General features: G+C 72.2%; 7 protein-coding genes. All 7 read right to left on the bottom strand.

The genetic code is table 11. The annotated features are described in order from the left end of the window. Positions 1 to 287: 287 nt before the first annotated feature. The 7 genes from NX801_RS19750 to mfd all read right to left on the bottom strand — a co-directional run bounded on the left by NX801_RS19750 (position 288) and on the right by mfd (position 17819). Entirely contained in the window at positions 288 to 11030 is a 10743-nt protein-coding gene (locus NX801_RS19750) for a LamG-like jellyroll fold domain-containing protein (RefSeq protein WP_258789121.1), read from the bottom strand. 128 nt (positions 11031 to 11158) lie between these two features. Then, positions 11159 to 11803, bottom strand: a complete 645-nt coding sequence (locus NX801_RS19745; RefSeq protein ID WP_258789120.1) for a BMP family ABC transporter substrate-binding protein — start codon at positions 11801 to 11803, stop codon at positions 11159 to 11161. Beyond that, a complete protein-coding gene (locus tag NX801_RS19740; RefSeq protein ID WP_258789119.1) occupies positions 11800 to 12144 on the bottom strand; it encodes a hypothetical protein in 345 nt (114 codons plus the stop codon). The genes NX801_RS19745 and NX801_RS19740 overlap by 4 nt, the downstream gene beginning before the upstream one ends. 584 nt (positions 12145 to 12728) lie before the next feature. Further along, complete coding sequence (locus NX801_RS19735; protein WP_258789118.1) at positions 12729 to 13487, bottom strand: HNH endonuclease family protein; 759 nt, start codon at positions 13485 to 13487, stop codon at positions 12729 to 12731. Between the two features lie 55 nt (positions 13488 to 13542). Further along, complete coding sequence (locus NX801_RS19730; RefSeq protein WP_258789117.1) at positions 13543 to 13950, bottom strand: hypothetical protein; 408 nt, start codon at positions 13948 to 13950, stop codon at positions 13543 to 13545. Continuing rightward, entirely contained in the window at positions 13947 to 14246 is a 300-nt protein-coding gene (locus tag NX801_RS19725) for a ribbon-helix-helix protein, CopG family (RefSeq protein WP_258789116.1), read from the bottom strand. Before NX801_RS19725 ends, NX801_RS19730 begins: the two co-directional genes overlap by 4 nt. Positions 14247 to 14288: 42 nt before the next feature. Next, positions 14289 to 17819, bottom strand: coding sequence for a transcription-repair coupling factor (mfd, locus tag NX801_RS19720; protein WP_258789115.1), 3531 nt, complete (start codon positions 17817 to 17819; stop codon positions 14289 to 14291). Positions 17820 to 18016: the final 197 nt, after the last annotated feature.

The raw sequence follows: 18016 nt of genomic DNA, 5'->3' as shown, positions 1-18016 counted from the left end.
AGTCACACAAGCAGACGGACCGGTGCGGAGACCTCTCGATCAGCCCTGTTGATCCAGTGCGGTACGGATCCTCACCGCTTCAGCGCGAGCAGCAGCGGCTTCAGCGGCAGCCTTCTGACGATCCGCCTGATGGATCAGAACAACGGCCAGTGAATCCAATGCGTCTGCAATCCTTTCCCGCCATGCGGCAAAGGATTCGCTGTCGCACTCATCTCCGGGCCTTTCGGACCGCACTTCTCTCAATCTCCGCAGCGCATCCCGCAATTCTGGAGGGACAGGCATGATACTCACCCACGTCCACCGATGAGAGGCAAGAACCGCTGACAGGCAGGGCATGGCGCGATCAGCTCACCATGATCCTCAATGGGGAACGAATTTCCCCTGCCGCCACCGCCGATCTTGACGGACTGGAATGTCGCCCCCTCCAGCGGGATGCCGGCTTTCTCGAGCTGAATGGCGCACCCGATTTCCCCGCATCCGCCGTGGTGCCCGGAGTTTGCCACGGCCCTCGCTGTCTGCGGAGGCATTGCACCGCTACGCGTATCCGTCGCATAGGAGAGACGGACATGCCCTCCCTTCGCAGAAGTGACCTTCGTGGCGACGTTGGGACGCGATCCCGGGCTCATGCTCAGCGCATCGTCTGCGAAGTCGAGCAAGTCATCGTCGGCCTCACCACAGTTGTGAACGAGGACCGGAGTGGCCCCCGCCAGCACATGGTACGTGTGCAGGCCCTCGATGCTCAGGTCGTAGGTGACGCGGTGCGCCGTGTAGCGCCTGATGTCGAGGACGGGGGTCGGGGTGCCGTCGGCGTTCTGGAGGCGGCGGCCGGGGGCGAGGTCGGTGGCCTGGGTCCAGGAGTTACGGATGACCTCGTAGAACTGGTGGTGCCTGGTGGTCTGGATCGTCCGGGGACCGGCCTTGGTGGAGACGACGACGTCGACGTACTCCTTGTCGGTCTTGGTGACGATCACCGCCTTGACCTTGTGCTTCTCCTTCTTCTTCGAGCCGGGCTCCGCCGTCAGGACGGTGTCGCCGGCCTTGACCCGGGAGATGGGCTTGACCGTGCCGTTGGCCATCAGCACACCGGTGAGGCCGGTGAAGCTGTGCGGCGTACGGCTGGCCGGGCAGCCCCGGGGGGTGTCGGGGGAGGCGTCGTCGGAGCGCTGGGACTTCGACTTGGGGCCGAACTTGCTCGCCGCCGCGCCGAAGATGCCGCCGGTGGCCGCGCCGATGGCCGTGGCCTTGGCCGCGCCGCCGACGCTGCAGCCCTCCTCGCTGGCCACGCAGGAGACGCCGTAGCCGACGGCGCCCTCGGCACCACCGCCCGCCGCGCCCATGGCCGCGCCGGTCGCCACCCGGCCGCCGGCGCCCGCGAGCAGCCGGCCCACCGCGCCGGAGGCCGCGCCGCCCGCCGCGCCGCCGAGCGCACCGGTCACGGCGCCCACGCCGGCCGCCATGGCGAAGCCGCCCAGGGTCTTCGGGCCGTCGCTCATCAGGTAGCCGACGCCGTTGGCCGCCGCGCCCGCGAGGGCACCGCAGGCGATGGCGCCCGCGCCGGCGGTCAGTGCCGTGCAGCCGGCGAAGACCGCGACGCCCACCGCCACCGAGGCGATGGTGGAGGCGTGCTGCTTGACGAAGTTGGCCGTCGCCTTGGCCGCCTTCTTGACGGCTCTGCCGACCTTCTTGGCCGCCTTCACCACCTTCTTGGCGACGTGTTTGACGGCCTTGGCGACCTTGCGCACCGCCCGCTTGACGTGTTTGACGACCTTGTGGGCGTAGCGCTTGACCCGGTGATAGGTGCGTTTGACGTATCTCTTGACGCGCCGGACGCTGTCGGAGACGTACCGCACGGTCTTGCGCACCGCCCGGTAGACCTTGCGCACCGCCCGCTTGACCGCGTGCTTGATGCGCTTGGCGGCCTTGCGGACCACCTTGGCGGCCTTCTTCACCGCCTTCTTGACCTTGTGGTAGGCCGACTTGACGGCCTTCTTGACCTTGCGGGCGACCTTCTTGAACGCCTTCTTCACGAAGCCGAACCAGTGGCCGGTCGGGTCCGTGCCGGTCATCGGGTTGTCGTTGGCGTAGGCGTACCGGTTGGCCTCGATCGAGTCCGGGACCGGGTCGAGCCCCACGGAGTCCCGGCTGTTGAACTGGCCGGTCTCCGGCGAGTACCAGCGGGCCGCCATGTTGACCTTGGCGGTCTCCGGGTCGGTCCAGCCGGACTGGTAGCCCAGCTGTCCCAGCAGGTTCTGGCTGTTCAGCACCTTGCCGAACGGCGAGTAGCTCGCCGAGCCGGTCAGTGCCTCGCCGTCCGCCGTGAACTGGCCGATCACGTCGTCGTGCACGTCCGTCAGGGCGAGCACGGACGAGACCGCCGTCCGCACGCCCAGCAGCCCGCCGTCGGCGTCGCGGCTGTAGGACGTCGAACCGTCCGAGGCCACGTCGTTGCCGGCGCCGCTGTAGCGGAAGGTGTGCAGCGACGCCCCGCCGTCCTGGGCCGACTTGGCGTCCAGGAGCCGGTCGAGTCCGTCGTAGGTGTAGGTGCGGTCCCCCTCGGTGATCACCCGGTTGAAGGCGTCGGAGCGGAGCGCGGTCTGCGTCCCGTCCTCGGCGGTCACCGAGGAGAGCGTGCCCCGGGCGGTGTAGGCGTAGTTGCTGTGCCCGTCCGAGGTGAGCCGGTTGCGGGCGTCGTAGGTGTAGGTGTCACCGCCGACCCGGGTGCGGTTGCCGGAGGCGTCGTAGCCGTAGACCTCGGTGGCGGAACCGTTGTTCCAGGAGGTGATCCGGTCCGACCAGTCGTAGGTGTACGTGTTGTCGGACGCGCCCGCCACGCCGGCCGTCTTCTTCGACGTCATGTTGCCGTTCTCGTCCCACCCGTAGGTGAGGGACGAGACCTGCTTGCCGGAGGCGGAGGTCAGCCGGTCGCCGGTGATCTGCTCCAGCGCGTCGTAGCTGAAGGTCCGCTTGGCCTTGCCCGGACCGTAGTCCACCGACGTCACCTTGTTGTTGACGTCGTAGGCGTAGGTCGCCTGGGTGCCGGTGATCCCGTCCTTGACGGTCTTCAGCCGGCCCGCCGTGTCGTAGCCGTACGACGAGGTGCCCGAGGCGTCCGTCCGCGAGGTCATCGCACCGTCGCCGTCGTAGGCGAAGGACGAGTCGCCCGAGGGCCCGGTCGCCGAGAGCAGCAGACCCCGGTCGTCGTAGGAGAAGGTGTCCTTGTCCTCCCCGGCGCCCGCGACGGCCGTCACCCGGTCGTCGGCGTCGTACGCGTAGGTGTGGTCGAGCGTCTCCACCTCGGCGCCGCGGCCCGTCTGGCGGGTCAGCCGGCTCTTGGCGTCGTACTCGTGGTCGACCGTCACCCCGCCGGGAGCGCGCTGCTGCCTCATCCGGCCGGCCGCGTCGTACACATTGGTGAACGTGCGGTCCGCGAGGTCCGGATGGGCGGGGGTGGACGGCTCGATCAGCGACTCGGGCAGCCCCCAGGAGTTGTAGGTGGTCAGGAACGGGTTGCCCCGGCCGTCGGTGAACCGGGTCCGGTTGCCGCCCGCGTCGTAGCCGTAGGTCGTGGTGATCGACTCGGTCGCGGAGACCGGCTCGGCCACCTTGGTGACCAGGCCCGAGGCGTCGTACGTCAGCCGGGTGGTGTGGTTCCGGTAGTCGGTGGTGGCCACGGCGTTGCCCGCGCGGTCGTACTCGGCGCGCGCGGTCCGCAGCACCTTGCCGGTGGCGTCCAGGTCGCTGGTGGCGACGAGCCGGCCGAAGCCGTCGTAGCTGTTGCGGGTGCTGGTGCCGTCGGGGTCCGTCGCGGTGCGGACCTGGCCGTCCATGTCGTAGGTGAAGGCGGAGGTGTTGCCGGCGCCGTCGGTGACGCCGGTGGTCTCGCCCAGGGCGTTGTACGTGTACGACTGGGTGACGCCGGTCGGGCTCACCGTCCGGGACAGCTCGCCGCCCGGCGCGTCGTACTCGTTGATCGAGGTGTACGCCCGCCGGACCGGCTGGCGGACGATGTCCGTGTCGGTCAGCGGCCGGCCGAGGTAGTCGTAGGTGGTCTCCTGCCGCGCGCCGTCGGGGCGGACCGCCGAGAGCTGGTCGCCGTTGGCGCTGTAGGTGTAGCGGGTCGTGCCGCCGCCCGGTTCGGTGACCGAGGCGAGGTCGCCCAGCTGGGTGTAGGTGTAGCCGGTGCGGTTGCCCAGCGGGTCCACCTCCGCGGTGACCTGGCCGAGCTTGTTGTACTCGTTCCAGGACGTGGCGCGGACCGGGGTGCCGGCGCCGGGCGCGGTGTACTCCGGCGAGGTGGTCGAGGTCTCCTGGCCCTCGGCGTCGTACGCGGTGACCGTGACGTTGCCGAGCGGGTCGGACACCTCGGTGGTCTCGCCGAAGGTGTTGTAGCCGGTCATGGAGACCGGCCGGACGGTCACCGGGGCGGTGCCGCCGCGCTCGGCCTGGACCGCCGGCTCGGTGACCGTGGCCTGCTGGCCCGCCTCGTCGTACCCGTAGTCGGTGGTGTTGCCGTTCGGGTCGGTCATGGCGAGCGGCAGACCGCGCTGGTCCAGCTTCCAGGTGGTGGCGCGGACCGCGCTGCCCGCGGCGGGCAGGGTGCCGCCCTTGACTCCGGCGACCTCGGCCGCCGTGAGCGCCTCGCCGTAGACCTGGACGTCGTCGATCGCGCCGTTCCAGGCGTCGACGTAGGCGCCCTTGTACTTGGCCCGGCCGATCTGGAGGCCGCCGGTGGCGGACCAGACCGAGGTGCGGTCGTCGGTGCCCTGGAGGACGCCGTCGACATAGAGCGCGATCTTGCCGGTGGTGGCGTCGTAGCTGGTCGCCAGGTGGGTCCACTGGTTGGTGGCCGGGGCCGCCGTGGAGGTCACCTGCTGCTGCGTGAGCCCCCCGGAGGAGTCGTCCCGGGTCGGGAAGCGGACCGCCCACCGGTTGGCCGTCTGGAGGTAGCCCAGGTAGAAGCCGGAGTGGTAGTCGCCGTCCTGGCCCAGGGCGGTGAGGTTGGTCGCCGTGGAGCCCAGCTTGACCCAGGCGGCGGCGGTGAAGCTGCCGCCGGTGTCGGCGGCCGGCCCCTCGGTCCCGGCCCAGGCGTCGGCCTTGCCGGCGAGGACGGCGCTGCCGCCGCGCTCGGTGCCGTGGCCGGCGGCGGAGCCGTAGACGCCGTTGCGGTTGCCGCCCGAGGAGTCGGTCAGCGTGCTGCCGGACGTCTCGTCGAGCCGGTAGCGGGCCACCGGGGCGGTGGTCCCGTCGTGGGTGGTGAAGCCGGTGACGTTGCCGAGGTTGTCGTACGTGGTGTCGGTCGTCGCCGTGTCCCCGGTCGCCGGGTCGTGCTCGGTCTCGGAGACCGGGTTGTCGTCCGGGTCGTAGGAGACCGTGCTGGTCCGGTTGGCACCGGCCGGGTCGATCACCGTGGACGTGGTGCGGTCCGCCGCGTCCACCGCGAAGGTGGTCGTGGTGCGGCCGTCGTTGGTCACCTGCTTCGTCAGGTTCCCGGCCATGTCATAGGTGTTGGACTGCTCGGTGAAGGACTTCCCGCTCGCGGGGTCCTGGCGCGTCACCGAGGCGGAGAGCCCGTCGTCGGTGTAGGTGTACGCGGTCACCCAGCCCATGGCGTCGGTGATGGACGCCAGCCGGCCTGCCGGGTCGTACGCCCGGGACTCCTGCACCAGGGTGGACGGCTCGGACGGGTCCGCCGGGTCGCCGGTGTAGTCCAGCAGATTGGTGGTGAGGGGCCGGCCCTCGCCGTCGAAGGTGTAGGTGTTGACGTTGCCGGCCGGGTCGGTCTCGCGGACCTTGTTGCCGTAGTCGTCGTAGCCGAACGAGGTGGTGTCCCCGCCCGGGTCGGTCCGGGACTCCAGGTGGTTGTGCCCGTCGTACGTCATCGTCGTCGTACGCGGTGCGTCACCGCCGGTCAGGTCGGTGACGGACTGGGTGACGACATTGCCGTCGAGGTCGAACGAGGTGGTCGTCCGCGCCTGGTGCGCCGCGCCGGTGACCCGGTTGGTGACCGGCGGGCCGGTCTCGGTGGCGACCTGGTCGTTCTTGTCGTAGGTGAAGGTGGTGGTCAGCCCGTCGGGCCGGTCCTCCGTCACCTCGGTCTCGGTCAGCTTCCGGCCGAGCGCGTCGTAGGTGAACTTCTTGACGGCGCCGTTGGCGTCGGTCACCGAGGCGAGGTCGCCGCCGGCGGAGTAGCGGTACGTCGTCTTCCGGCCGCCCGGTGTGGTCACCGTCTCCATCAGCCCGGCCGGCGCCTTGGCGGTGCCGCCCTCGGCCGCCGGGGTGGCGGCGGTGGTGTAGGTGGTGGTGGCGGTGCGGCCGGCCGGCTGCCCGGCGACCGGCGGGGTGGTCACCGAGGTGACATTGCCGGCCGCGTCATAGGTGTAGCTGGTCAGATACGTGTTGTCCGCCGGACCGCTGGACCGGGCGTCCCGCTCGGTGAGCGGGAGGTCGTTGCGCGGGTCCATCGGCGGGAACGCGGTGGTGGCGTCCGGGAAGTACGTGTAGTACTCGGTGGCGCACTTGCCGGCCGCGGTGTCCTGGCAGTCGGTCTGGGAGACCGTGTTGCCCCGGATGTCGTGGCCGGTGACGCTCCGGTTGCCGTTGGCGTCGGTCACGGTGCGCTGGAAGCCCGCCGTGTCGTAGCCGTAGGTGGTCCGGGCGCCGTTGGTGTCGGTGACGGCGAGCAGGCGGTTGCCCATCTCGGCGTCGTACGCGTAGGTCAGCGTCCTGCCGCGGGGGTCGGTGAGCCGGACCGTGCGGACCGGGGCGACGCCGGAGGACGCCTTGTACGCGGACCAGTGCTGCTGGACCTCGTCCTCGGACAGCCCCTGGGCGTAGACCGCGACCTCGGCGATGGCGCCGGTGAAGCGGCTGACGTCGGCCGGGGCGTTCTTCCAGTCCTTGAGGGCTCCGGCGCCGATGTAGGTGTGCCGGTTGTTCTCGTCCTTGGCGGCGCCGGCGTGGGTCGCCTGCTTCGCGCCGTCCAGGTAGAGCGTCTGGGTGTCACCGGTGGCCGAGAGCACCGCGTGGTGCCAGGCGTTGTCGGTGACGGTCTTCGCCGAACCGACGTCGGCGCCGCCGCTGCCGCCCCCGCTGTACCAGTGGCCGCGGAGCCTGCCGTCCGAGCCGACGTACAGCACGCCCGAGTGGGAGCCCGGGGCGGCGTCGGTGAGGGCGCCGTCCTGGTCGGTCACCAGGGCGCCGGGCTTGGTGGTACGGAACCACAGCTCGACCGCGCGGTCCTTCTTGCCGTGCCAGACGCCGTAGGGCACCTCGGCGTAGGACGTGGTGCCGTCGAACTGCGCGGCGGTGGCGTCCCCGGAGCCGAACGGACCGGCGACGCCCTGGGTCACGGTGTTGTAGGTGCCGAACCCGGTGTGCAGTTCATTGGCCGCCTGCGGCGCGCCCAGCGTGTCGTCCAGCCGCCAGTAGCCGGCCGGGGCCGAGCCCATCACGGCGGAGCGGTAGACCTGCGAGGAGCCGGTGACGGTGGCCGGGTTGAGCTTCCAGGTGCCGCCGTCGGCGTCGGTGGCCTGCTGGACCAGGTCGTCGGTGGTGCCGTAGACGACCGAGGACTGGACCTTGCCGCTCGGCGCGGTCACCTTGTTCAGCAGCCCGGCGGGCCGGGTGGCCGCCTGGTACTGGGCGGTGATCACCGTGGGGTCGAGCGGTTCGGCGTAGACGGCCACCTCGGCGAGCTGGCCGGCGAAGTGCCCCAGCTTGTCGGAGGCGTTCATCGCGGGCCAGCCGTCGGTGTTCACCCCGGCGCCGAGCGAGATGTAGGGCTGCACCCAGTCGTTGATGGCGCCCGAGAGGGAGCCCTGGGCGGCGCCGTCGAGGTACAGGGTCTGGCTGGTGGCCACCCCGGTGAGGACGGCGTTGTGCCACTTGCCGTCGTCCACGGCCGTCTTGGAGACGGTGGTGGACATGCAGCCGGGCGACATCGCCAGGCAGCCGCGCAGCTTGCCGTCGGTGCCGACGTACACCGCGGGGGTGTTCTTGGTGGTGGTGCCGACCGGGTCGGCGGCGCTCAGCGGCTTGTCGCCGTAGTAGAAGAGGACACCGCCCTTCTGGGTCGTCCTGAACCACAGCGAGACGGTCATGTACGACGGGGTGGCGCCGGGGGCGCTGGGCATCTCGACGTACGAGGTGGTGCCGTTGAAGGTGGCCGTCTTCTGGGTGGAGCCGGCCAGCACGGACGACGAGCCGAGCGTCACACCGCGGTAGGTGCCGTTGTACCGGCCCTGGTTGTTCTCGACGCTGTCCCGGGCCTGGGTGCCGGAGGTCTCCCCGAGCCGCCAGTAGGCGAACGGGTCGGCGTCCAGGACCGTGGTGCGGTAGTGGTTGCCGGTGGTGTAGCCGTACGTGGCGCAGGCGCTGGTGCCCGACGGCGGGCAGACCTTGGTCAGCTGGTCGCCGGAGTAGCCGTAGTTCCACAGCTGGGCGGTGGACGCGTCGCCGGGCGTGGCCGGATCGGTGGTGACCGTGGCGACGTGCGGCGCGCTCGCCCCCGAGGGGGTGGCCCAGGTGAGCGTCAGGGACCGCTGGGAACTGGTGTTGGTGATCTTCGTCAGCCGGCTGGAGCCGTCGTACGCGAAGGTCTCCGCACGGCCCGCGAAGTCGGTGATCCGGGATATCGCGCGCACCCCCGCCCGGCCGGTGGCCTGGGTCAGGGTGTAGACGGTGTAGTCCTTGTCGGTCAGCGTGTAACCGCCGCCGCTGACCGGCTGGAGCCGGGCGTACCGGCCCAGCGGCGGGACGAAGGTGCCGTCGCCGTTGCGGCCGAACGCGACCTGCTCGCCGCCCGGGTAGGTGACGACGACGCTCGCGATCTGCCCGGCGCCGTCCTTGACCTCGGCCGCCTGCATGTCGGCCACGGTGGACCAGCCGGCGCCGAAGGCGCTGTCGGTGCGCGGGTCGAGGCTGTTGTAGGAGCGGTCGATCTCCAGCGAGGGGCCGACCACCTCCACATCGGCGTCGGTGTCGTCGGTGGTGTAGTTGCCGTCGCTGGGGTCGAACTCGTGGCCGTCGGTGTTCTGGGCGAGGCCCGAGGTGACCGGCGGCTGCGGGACGGCGGTGGAGAACCGGCTGGAGTAGGTGACCTCGTCGAGCCCGTCGTTGACGCCGACGTACCAGACGTAGTTCTTGCTCCAGGAGAGTTTCCCGGCCGGGATCTTCCAGTTGCTCTTGGTCAGCGGGGTGGCGCCGGAGCTGACGACCGGGGTGGTGCTGTCACTGTCCGCGTCGTACACCTCGAAGGTGTAGCCGAGCGGCGAGGGGCCCTTGTCGGCGTCGCTGGCGTAGACCAGCAGCTCCGGCTGAAGGGTGTTGGCCTGGAAGTTCTCCGGCGGGTACTGGGCGTTGACCTGCGGCTTGGTGTTGGGCGAGTAGGTCAGTTCCAGGGCCGGGCGCCAGGCGGCGGTGGCCGAGTTGTCGCTGTGGAACTTCTTCCAGTGCAGCCCGTCGTTGACCGGCGCGCTGAGCGCGAGACCGTTGTTGGCCCCGCCCGCCGCGAGGTAGTCGAACCAGTCGGTGCCCAGGGTGACGGGCATCTTCACGCCGACGTCGGTGGAGCCGTCCGCGTTGGAGCAGGAGGCGCCGGGCGCGGCCGACGCGGTGCCGATGGCGGTCGGGTCGAACGCCGGGCCGGGGTAGCTCTTGACGCCGGACGGGGTCCAGGTCTTGACGATCGGGTGGACCGAGAACGGCATCGCCGTGCAGGTCGCGGACCAGATCGCGTACATGTTGAGCTTGGCCGCGGTGACCCGCTGTCCCTTGAGCGTGGTGCCCAGCGAGGGGAACTGGAGGAACGACACGGCCTGGTTGGTGCCGGAGTCGTACGACCCCACCTTGAGGATGTTCTCCGTGGAGTGGTCCCCGGCGATGGTGTTCTGGGCGTACGTGGAGTTGCTCGCCGTGACGGTCGGGTCGACGGTCACCGGGTAGACCCGCTCCGGGGCGTCGAGCCAGGCCCGGTCGGCGGTCAGCCGCAGGGCGGGCTTGCCGTCGGCGGTGGTCAGTTCGTAGCTGACGGCGCGGGACTGGACCGGGTCGGTGGAGCGCGGGTCGGTCTTGGCGTCCGTCATGTAGGCGTGCGGGATGGTGGCGGTCACCGTGCCGTCGGCAGCGGTGAACTCCACGTCGCCGTCGTCCGCGATCCGGGGCGTCAGACCCTTGGCGTCCAGCGGGAAGAGCCAGGAGTTGGCGGCGTCCCGCGAGCGCAGGACGATGTTCTCCTTGAAGCCCTCGGCGAGCGGCACCAGCTGGAGGTCGGTGGCCGGCAGCACGCCCGGGTAGGTGACGGTGCCGTCGGCGGCGACCGCGGGCTCGGCCCCGGCGGCGCCGCGCAGCGCGTACGCCAGGCTGCGGCCGGAGCCGAAGTCCACGGAGGCGAGCTGCCGGTCGGCGGCGTCCGGGGCGAACTCGACGTCCAGCGAGTTGGCGCGCTGCTGGAAGCGGCCGTCGGCGTCCTCGGTCAGCCGGGTGTCGATCGGCTTCCAGGTGCCGTCGCCGGCCTTGAAGTTGGCGCGCCCGGTGAAGTGGCGCACGGTGGTGGAGCCGTCGGCGTTGACGTAGTAGTCCGAGGTGGCCGTCGACTTGCGGGCGTCCCGCTCGCTCGTGTCCGAGTCGAAGCTGGCCGCCGTGCCGGGGGCGGCGGCGGTGGTGGCCGTCGGCGGCTTGTCGACGGGCCGCTGATAGGGGTCGAGTTCCCCCTTGCCCTTGCCGGGCTCCCGCCCGGACCCGCCGTCGGCACTGGTGGCGTCGGCGGAGGCGGTGTGACTCTTCCCCCCGGCGGTCCCGCCCTCCTGGTCGGGGGTGTCGGGGGCCGCGTCGCCGCCGAAGTCCAGCAGTTCGGAGAGGGAGAGCCGGGGCATGCTCAGCGCGGGGAGGGTGGCGCCGGTGGCGGCGGCCGTCTCGGTGCTGAGGACGAAGGAGAAGGTGACAAGAACCGAAAGAGCCGTAGCCCTCGCTCTGCGCCTGCCGGAGCGACCCGGCGGGAAGAGGCGAGGGCTACGGACCCAGCGAACGCGCATGGGCGAGCCTTCTTTACACGATGCTTATATGAGCCTCGTGAGCTTGCCTGATACACGCACAAGCGTTCCACTCCAGACCGGCCAGGAGATCCGATTGTTATCGGACACGCCTCGCTGGTGCTGGAGCGTTATAGACCAGCGGCTTTGACGGCCCGTCGAAGCCTTTCGGCCACCTCGTCCGGGACGCCCGCACCCGGTGCCACCGCCGTCACGTTCTTCGCCGTCCCGCCCTTGGCGGCCGGGTCGGTGGAGCCCGTGGAGCCCGCGGGGGGCACCACCACGAACCGGAGGTCCGGGTGGTCGCCCGCCGCGGCGGTGACGGCCGCCACCGGCGCCCGGCCGGCCGCCAGCACCAGCTCGCAGTCGCGCTGGAGCAGGCCGTTGAGGAACGGCCCGGCGTTCTTCACCGACTGCTCGCCCACCACCGGGACATAGGTGACCCGGGCCCGGGTCTCCAGGGACGCCCGCTGCATCCCGGCCCAGACCGGCGCCCCGGGCGCACCCTCGGCGATGCCCTTCTCGTCCGTCAGCAGACAGGCGTCGAACTCCTTGTACTGGCGGGCCCGGGGGTCGGGCGGCCCGCTCTCGCCGCCGCGCCCGGCGATGAGCACCGCCGCCACCACGCCGAGCACCAGCACCGCCACCGCGCCGAGCGCCCAGCCGTTCCGGCCGCGCAGCGCCCCCGCCCCGGCGGCCAGCGCCCCGCGCACCCGGGCGGCCCGGGAGTCCGACGGGCGCGGTGCCGAACCGCGCCAGGTCCGCCGGGTCTTCACGCCCGCTCCCCACGGCCCGGCCGGACGCACAGGCAGTGCGCGGCGGCACCGACCGTGGCGGCCGACATCAGCAGCAGGTCCAGGCCGAACGCGGCGCCATGGGTCTCCTCCGGGGTCAGCACCGCCTCGAACAGCCAGGCCACCGTCACGGCGGTGAAGCCGACCGCGGCCAGCCACTCCGCCCGGCGGCCGGTGCGCCAGGCGAGCACCAGCGAGGGCAGCGCCCCCAGCAGACCCAGGCTCACCACCGGCACCAGCGCCAGCAGCAGCCGGGGCCCCGCCCCCGGCGGGTTCCCGGTCGTCGGACGGGCCGCGCTCTCGACGGCCAGGGCTTGCTTCACGTTGGGACACCTCTCGGGGACGGGCGGGGTACAGCGATAGGCGGTACGGCGATACGGGCCGGGGTCGCGGTCCCGTACGCACCCGGGCACACCGGCGCGGCGCGGCGCCACGGGCGTGCCGGGCCATGTCGGGGCGGCCGCGGCGACCGCGCCCGGCGGTACGGGCACGGGACCGCCGTACGGTACATCCTGCTTCCGGAACCCTCCGCTCCGGGGGTACCACCGACGGGCCGCCGGACCGGGGCGGGCAGCCCGGCGAGCGCCCCGCCGCGCGGGCCGGGCAGCCGGACGCCGGGGCCGGCTGCCCGGCGCGGGGTCGTACGGCTCCGGCTCGGGGTCGTACGGCTTCGGCTCGGGGTCGTACGGCTTCGGCTCGGGGTCGTACGGCTCCGGCTCGGGCCGTACGGCTCCGGCGCGTTCGGCGCGGGCCCACCGCACCCGGGCGGGTCCCGGAGCGCGGGCGGGTCCCGGAGCGCGGGCGGGTCCGGGAACGCGGGCGGCGCACCCGGCCGGGCCCGGCCGGCCGGCTCAGCGCCCGCCCGGCTCCTGCGTGGCGCCCGCTCGGTCCCCGCCCGGCGCCTCCGTCAGCCGGCGCACTGGGCCAGCATGGTCTGCTTGTCGGGGGCGGTGACGGGGAGCCGGTACTTGAGCGCGACCTGGGCGAAGCGGGTGGCGTAGGCGCACCGGATCGTCTTGTCCGGCGGCAGCCAGGCGGCCGGGCCGGAGTCGCTCTTGCGGCCGTTGGTGGGGCCGTCCACGGGGAGCAGGTTGAGCGGGTCGTTGGCGAGCTGGCGGCGCTTGGCCTCGGGCCAGTGGGCGGCACCCAGCTGCCAGCTGTAGGAGAGCGGCACCACATGGTCGATCTGCACCCGGGCCGCCTCCGCCTTCTTCCAGGCGATGTCCTTGCCGGTGTACGGGTCGTGGAGGGTCATCGAGACCACCACGCAGTCCGAGCCCTTGCGGAAGGCCGGCTGCCGGCCGTCCCGGCGCAGTACGTCGTTGCGGGTGTCGCAGCCGTTGCGGGCCAGCGGCACCCCGTCGGCGGTGTCCAGCCAGGCGTGCCCGAACTTGTCCCGCTCGTACCCCGTCTTGGGGCCGCGCCCCTTGGTGGTGAGCCGCTCCACCAGCCGGCGCCCCTCCGCCCGGTCGGCCGCCGAGACCAGCGCGGCCAGCCCCGGCTTCGTACCGTCCGCGTTGTCCAGCGGCCGGGCCGACCGCCCGTCCGGAGCCGCCGCGCCGGACCCCCCGGACGGCTGGTCGGCGGGCAGACCCTCGCATCCGGCGAGCAGCGCGGTGGCGGCGGTGAGGGCGAGTACGGTACGAGCGCGGGTCGAAGCGGCCATCCCCGCATGGTAGGCCCGCCCGCGCGCGCTGCCGAGGGGGCGGTGCCCCGAGGGGCTACGGAGTGACCAGATCGGCCTTCCAGCCCAGGGTCGCCGCACAGGCGGCCAGATCCTCGGGGTCCGAGGTGACGATCACCTCGGCGTGACGCAGCACAGCGGTCAGGACGACCAGGGCGGCCACCACGTCCGGACGCTTCTTGGACGGGAGATCGGCCTGCCCCGGCATCCAGCCGACTCGCCGGTAGTCGTCCACGGAGTACGCCGTGAGTACCTGGCACTGCTTGAGGAACTCTGCCACCGCGTACTGCCGGGCGCCGCCACGCCACACCTGAGCCAGTGCCGGTCCCGGCACCACCGGGACGACCCCGGCGGTACGCCACGCCCGGTGCAAGTAGCGCAGTTTGGCGCTTCCCCGCTCGGCCGCGATCAGGGCACCGGCGTCGTAGACGACATCCGCGGTCACGCGGTGTGCCGCAGCTTCGCGAACATCCGGTCCAGTACGGCATCCGCCTCCGCCTTGTCCCGCTCGGACAGCGGTTCCGGGTCCGGCCGGATCGCGGCATCCGCCGCCGCGTAGGCGGCGGCGGTCGCCGCGTCCGCGTCCCGGAAGGCGGCCCTTATGGCCTCGTCCTGCCCGACCGCCTCCAGCACCCGCGCCTCGATGAACGCGGAGACGGTCAGCCCCGCGTTCCGAGCGGCCCGGCGCAGCCGGTCCGCGTCCGACGGATCGATGGTGAAGGTCACCCTGGTCTTGGCCATGAGGCCAGGGTAAGGCCGCGTATGAACCAGTGCCCTGCTTCCCTACGAGCCCAGGATCGAGGTCAGGAACTCGCCGGTCCAGGCGAGGAGTTCGCGGCCGACCACCGGCTTGCCGCCGATCTTGCCGGTGGTGGGGCGCGGGACCAGGAGCTGGTGGGTGGCCGGCTTGATGACGGTGCGCGGGTAGAGCCGCTTGAGGCGCAGCTCCTGGGACTCACGCAACTCCACCGGTCCGAACCGGACGTTGGGGCCCTGGAGCACGATCTCGCCCACCCCGCAGGCGCGGGCGAGCATCCGCAGGCCGGCCACCAGCAGCAGGTTCTCCACCGGCTCGGGGAGCTTGCCGTAGCGGTCGGTCAGCTCCTCGCGGACCGCCCTGACGTCCTCCTCCGTGGTGGCCGAGGCGATCGCCCGGTACGCCTGGAGCCGCAGCCGCTCGCCGGGCGCGTAGTCGTGCGGGACATGCGCGTCGACCGGCAGCTCGATCTTGACCTCCAGCGGCGGCTCCTCCTCGACCCCGCCCTCCAGGGACGCCCGGTAGTCGGCGACGGCCTCGCCCACCATCCGTACGTACAAGTCGAAGCCGACGCCCGCGATATGACCGGACTGCTCACCGCCCAGCAGATTGCCCGCGCCCCGGATCTCCAGGTCCTTCATCGCCACATACATGCCGGCGCCCATCTCGGTGTGCTGGGCGATGGTCGCCAGCCGCTCGTGGGCGGTCTCGGTGAGCGGCTTCTCCGGCGGGTAGAGGAAGTACGCGTACCCCCGCTCCCGGCCCCGGCCCACCCGGCCGCGCAGCTGATGGAGCTGGGAGAGACCGAAGTTGTCGCCGCGCTCCACGATCAGGGTGTTGGCGTTGGAGATGTCGATGCCGGACTCCACGATCGTGGTGGACACCAGCACATCGGACTTCTTCTCCCAGAAGTCCACCACCACCTGCTCCAGGGCCTGTTCGGACATCTGCCCGTGTGCTGTGGCGATCCGCGCCTCCGGCACGATCTCGCGCAGCCGGGCGGCCGCCCGGTCGATCGACTCCACCCGGTTGTGGATGTAGAACACCTGGCCCTCGCGCAGGAGTTCACGGCGGATCGCCGCGCCGATCTGCTTCTCCTCGTACGGCCCCACGAAGGTGAGGACCGGATGCCGCTCCTCCGGCGGGGTGGTGATGGTCGACATCTCGCGGATGCCGGTCACCGCCATCTCCAGCGTCCGGGGGATCGGGGTCGCGGACATGGTGAGCACGTCCACATTGGCGCGCAGCTTCTTCAGCTGCTCCTTGTGCTCGACGCCGAACCGCTGCTCCTCGTCGACGACGACCAGGCCCAGGTCCTTGAACTTGGTCTCCGACGAGAAGAGCCGGTGGGTGCCGATGACGAGGTCCACCGAGCCGTCCCGCAGCCCCTCCAGGGTCGCCTTCGCCTCGGTGTCGCTCTGGAACCGGGAGAGCGCCCGGACCACCACCGGGAACTGCGCGTACCGCTCGGAGAAGGTGCCGAAGTGCTGCTGGACCAGGAGGGTGGTGGGCACCAGGACGGCGACCTGTTTGCCGTCCTGCACCGCCTTGAACGCCGCCCGCACCGCGATCTCGGTCTTGCCGTACCCCACGTCACCGCAGATCAGCCGGTCCATCGGGACCGTCTTCTCCATGTCCTCCTTCACCTCGGCGATGGTGGAGAGCTGGTCGGGGGTCTCCGCGTACGGGAAGGCGTCCTCCAGCTCCCGCTGCCACGGCGTGTCCGGGGCGAAGGCGTGGCCGGGCGCGGCCATCCGGGCCGAGTAGAGCTTGATCAGGTCGGCGGCGATCTCCTTGACCGCCTTCTTCGCCCGCGCCTTGGTCTTCGTCCAGTCCGCGCCGCCCAGCCGGTGCAGGGTGGGCGCCTCGCCGCCGACGTACTTGGTGACCTGCTCCAGCTGGTCGGTGGGGATGTACAGGCGGTCGCCCGGCTGGCCGCGCTTGGCGGGCGCGTACTCCACCAGCAGATACTCGCGGGTGGCGCCCTGCACGGTGCGCTGCACCATCTCGATGTACCGGCCCACGCCGTGCTGCTCGTGGACGATGTAGTCGCCCGCCTCCAGGGTGAGCGGGTCGATCGTCTTGCGGCGGCGGGTCGGCATCCGGCCGCCGTCCTTGCCCGCCGCCTTCTGCCCGGACAGGTCGGTCTCGGTGAGCACCGCCAGCCGCAGCCCCGGGTCCACGAAGCCGTGGTCGATGGCGCCGCAGGAGACATGGACCACCGACGGCGAGATCTCGGTGAGGTCCCGGTCCAGCCGGGCCGCGATCCCCTCGCCGCCCAGCACCTCGACCGTCCGGGAGGCCGGGCCGTGCGCCTCGGTCACGAAGACCGTCCGCCAGCCGTCCGCCAGCCAGCCCTTGGTGTCCGCCAGCGCCCGGGCGGTGTCCCCCCGGTACGTCTCCGGGGCACGCATCCCCAGCGTCAGGGTGTCCTCGTCCAGCTCCTCGTCGGCCGCGAACGGCGACACCGACCACCAGAGCATGCCCAGCTCGCGGGCCCGGTCCCGGACGTCCGCGATCCCCCACAGCGAGGCCGCGCCCACGTCGATCGGCGCCTCCCCGCCGCCCGCCGTCGCCGCCCAGGACGCCTGGAGGAACTCCTGGCTGGTCGCCACCAGGTCCGCCGCCCGGGTGCGCACCCGCTCCGGATCGCAGACCACCGCCATCGCCCCGGCGGGCAGCACGTCGAGCAGCAGCTCCATCTCGTCCACCAGCACCGGGGCCAGCGACTCCATGCCCTCGACCGCGATCCCCTCGGCGATCTTCCCGAGCAGCTCGCCCAGCTCCGGATGGGCCTCGGCCAGCGCCGCCGCCCGCTCCCGCACCGAGTCGGTGAGCAGCAGCTCCCGGCAGGGCGGTGCCCACAGCCCGTGCTCGGCCACCTCCAGCGACCGCTGGTCGGCCACCTTGAAGTACCGGATCTCCTCGACGTCGTCGCCCCAGAACTCCACCCGCAGCGGGTGCTCCTCGGTCGGCGGGAAGACGTCCAGGATGCCGCCGCGCACCGCGAACTCGCCGCGCTTCTCGACCAGCTCCACCCGGCTGTACGCCGCTGCCGCCAGCCCCGCGACGATCTCCTCCAGGTCCGCCTGCTGGCCGGTCCGCAGGCTCACCGGCTCCAGGTCACCCAACCCCTTGACCTGCGGCTGGAGCACCGAGCGCACCGGCGCCACCACCACCGAGACCGGACCGGTCGCCGGGTCGTCCGGGGCCGGGTGGGCGAGCCGCCGCAGCACCGCGAGCCGCCGGCCCACGGTGTCCGACCGGGGCGAGAGCCGCTCGTGCGGCAGCGTCTCCCAGGACGGGTACTCCGCGACCGTGTCCGGGTCCAGCAGGGTGCGCAGCGCCGCCGCCAGGTCCTCCGCCTCCCGGCCGGTCGCCGTCACCGCCAGCACCGGCCGCCCGGCGTCCCGGGCCAGCGCGGCCACCGCGAACGGGCGCGCGGCGGGCGGCCCGACCAGGTCCACCTGCGGCCGGTGGCCGTCGGCGGCGGCCTTGACGGCCTGGCCGAGGGCAGGGTCCTTGACGACGACGTCCAGCAGGCCGTGCAGGCTCATGGGCTTCCATCCCAGGGAGTGGGGCAACGCGAACCGCCCGACACGTCGCACGGGCCGGGGGTCTCCCAGCGTACGCCCAGTGGGACCCCCGCCGCCCACCGATCAACGGGTCCGGGCGGCCCGGGCGGGGGCCGGGGACGGGGCCCCGCGGCCGGGGGCCGGGCCACGGGCAGGGGATGCCTGTCGTGGCCGGCCTC

The sequence above is a fragment of the Streptomyces pyxinae genome, from assembly GCF_024756275.1.
In the GTDB taxonomy this organism is placed as follows: Bacteria; Actinomycetota; Actinomycetes; order Streptomycetales; family Streptomycetaceae; genus Streptomyces; species Streptomyces pyxinae.
The sequence above is the reverse complement of the archived record's forward strand: the minus strand, read 5'-3'. Positions and strand labels throughout refer to the sequence as shown.

Coding starts and splice junctions, on each gene's coding strand:
- NX801_RS19750 (WP_258789121.1), bottom strand. CDS start 11,030: ATGCGCGTTCGCTGGGTCCGTAGCCCTCGCCTCTTCCCGCCGGGTCGC.
- NX801_RS19725 (WP_258789116.1), bottom strand. CDS start 14,246: ATGGCCAAGACCAGGGTGACCTTCACCATCGATCCGTCGGACGCGGAC.
- NX801_RS19735 (WP_258789118.1), bottom strand. CDS start 13,487: ATGGCCGCTTCGACCCGCGCTCGTACCGTACTCGCCCTCACCGCCGCC.
- mfd (WP_258789115.1), bottom strand. CDS start 17,819: ATGAGCCTGCACGGCCTGCTGGACGTCGTCGTCAAGGACCCTGCCCTC.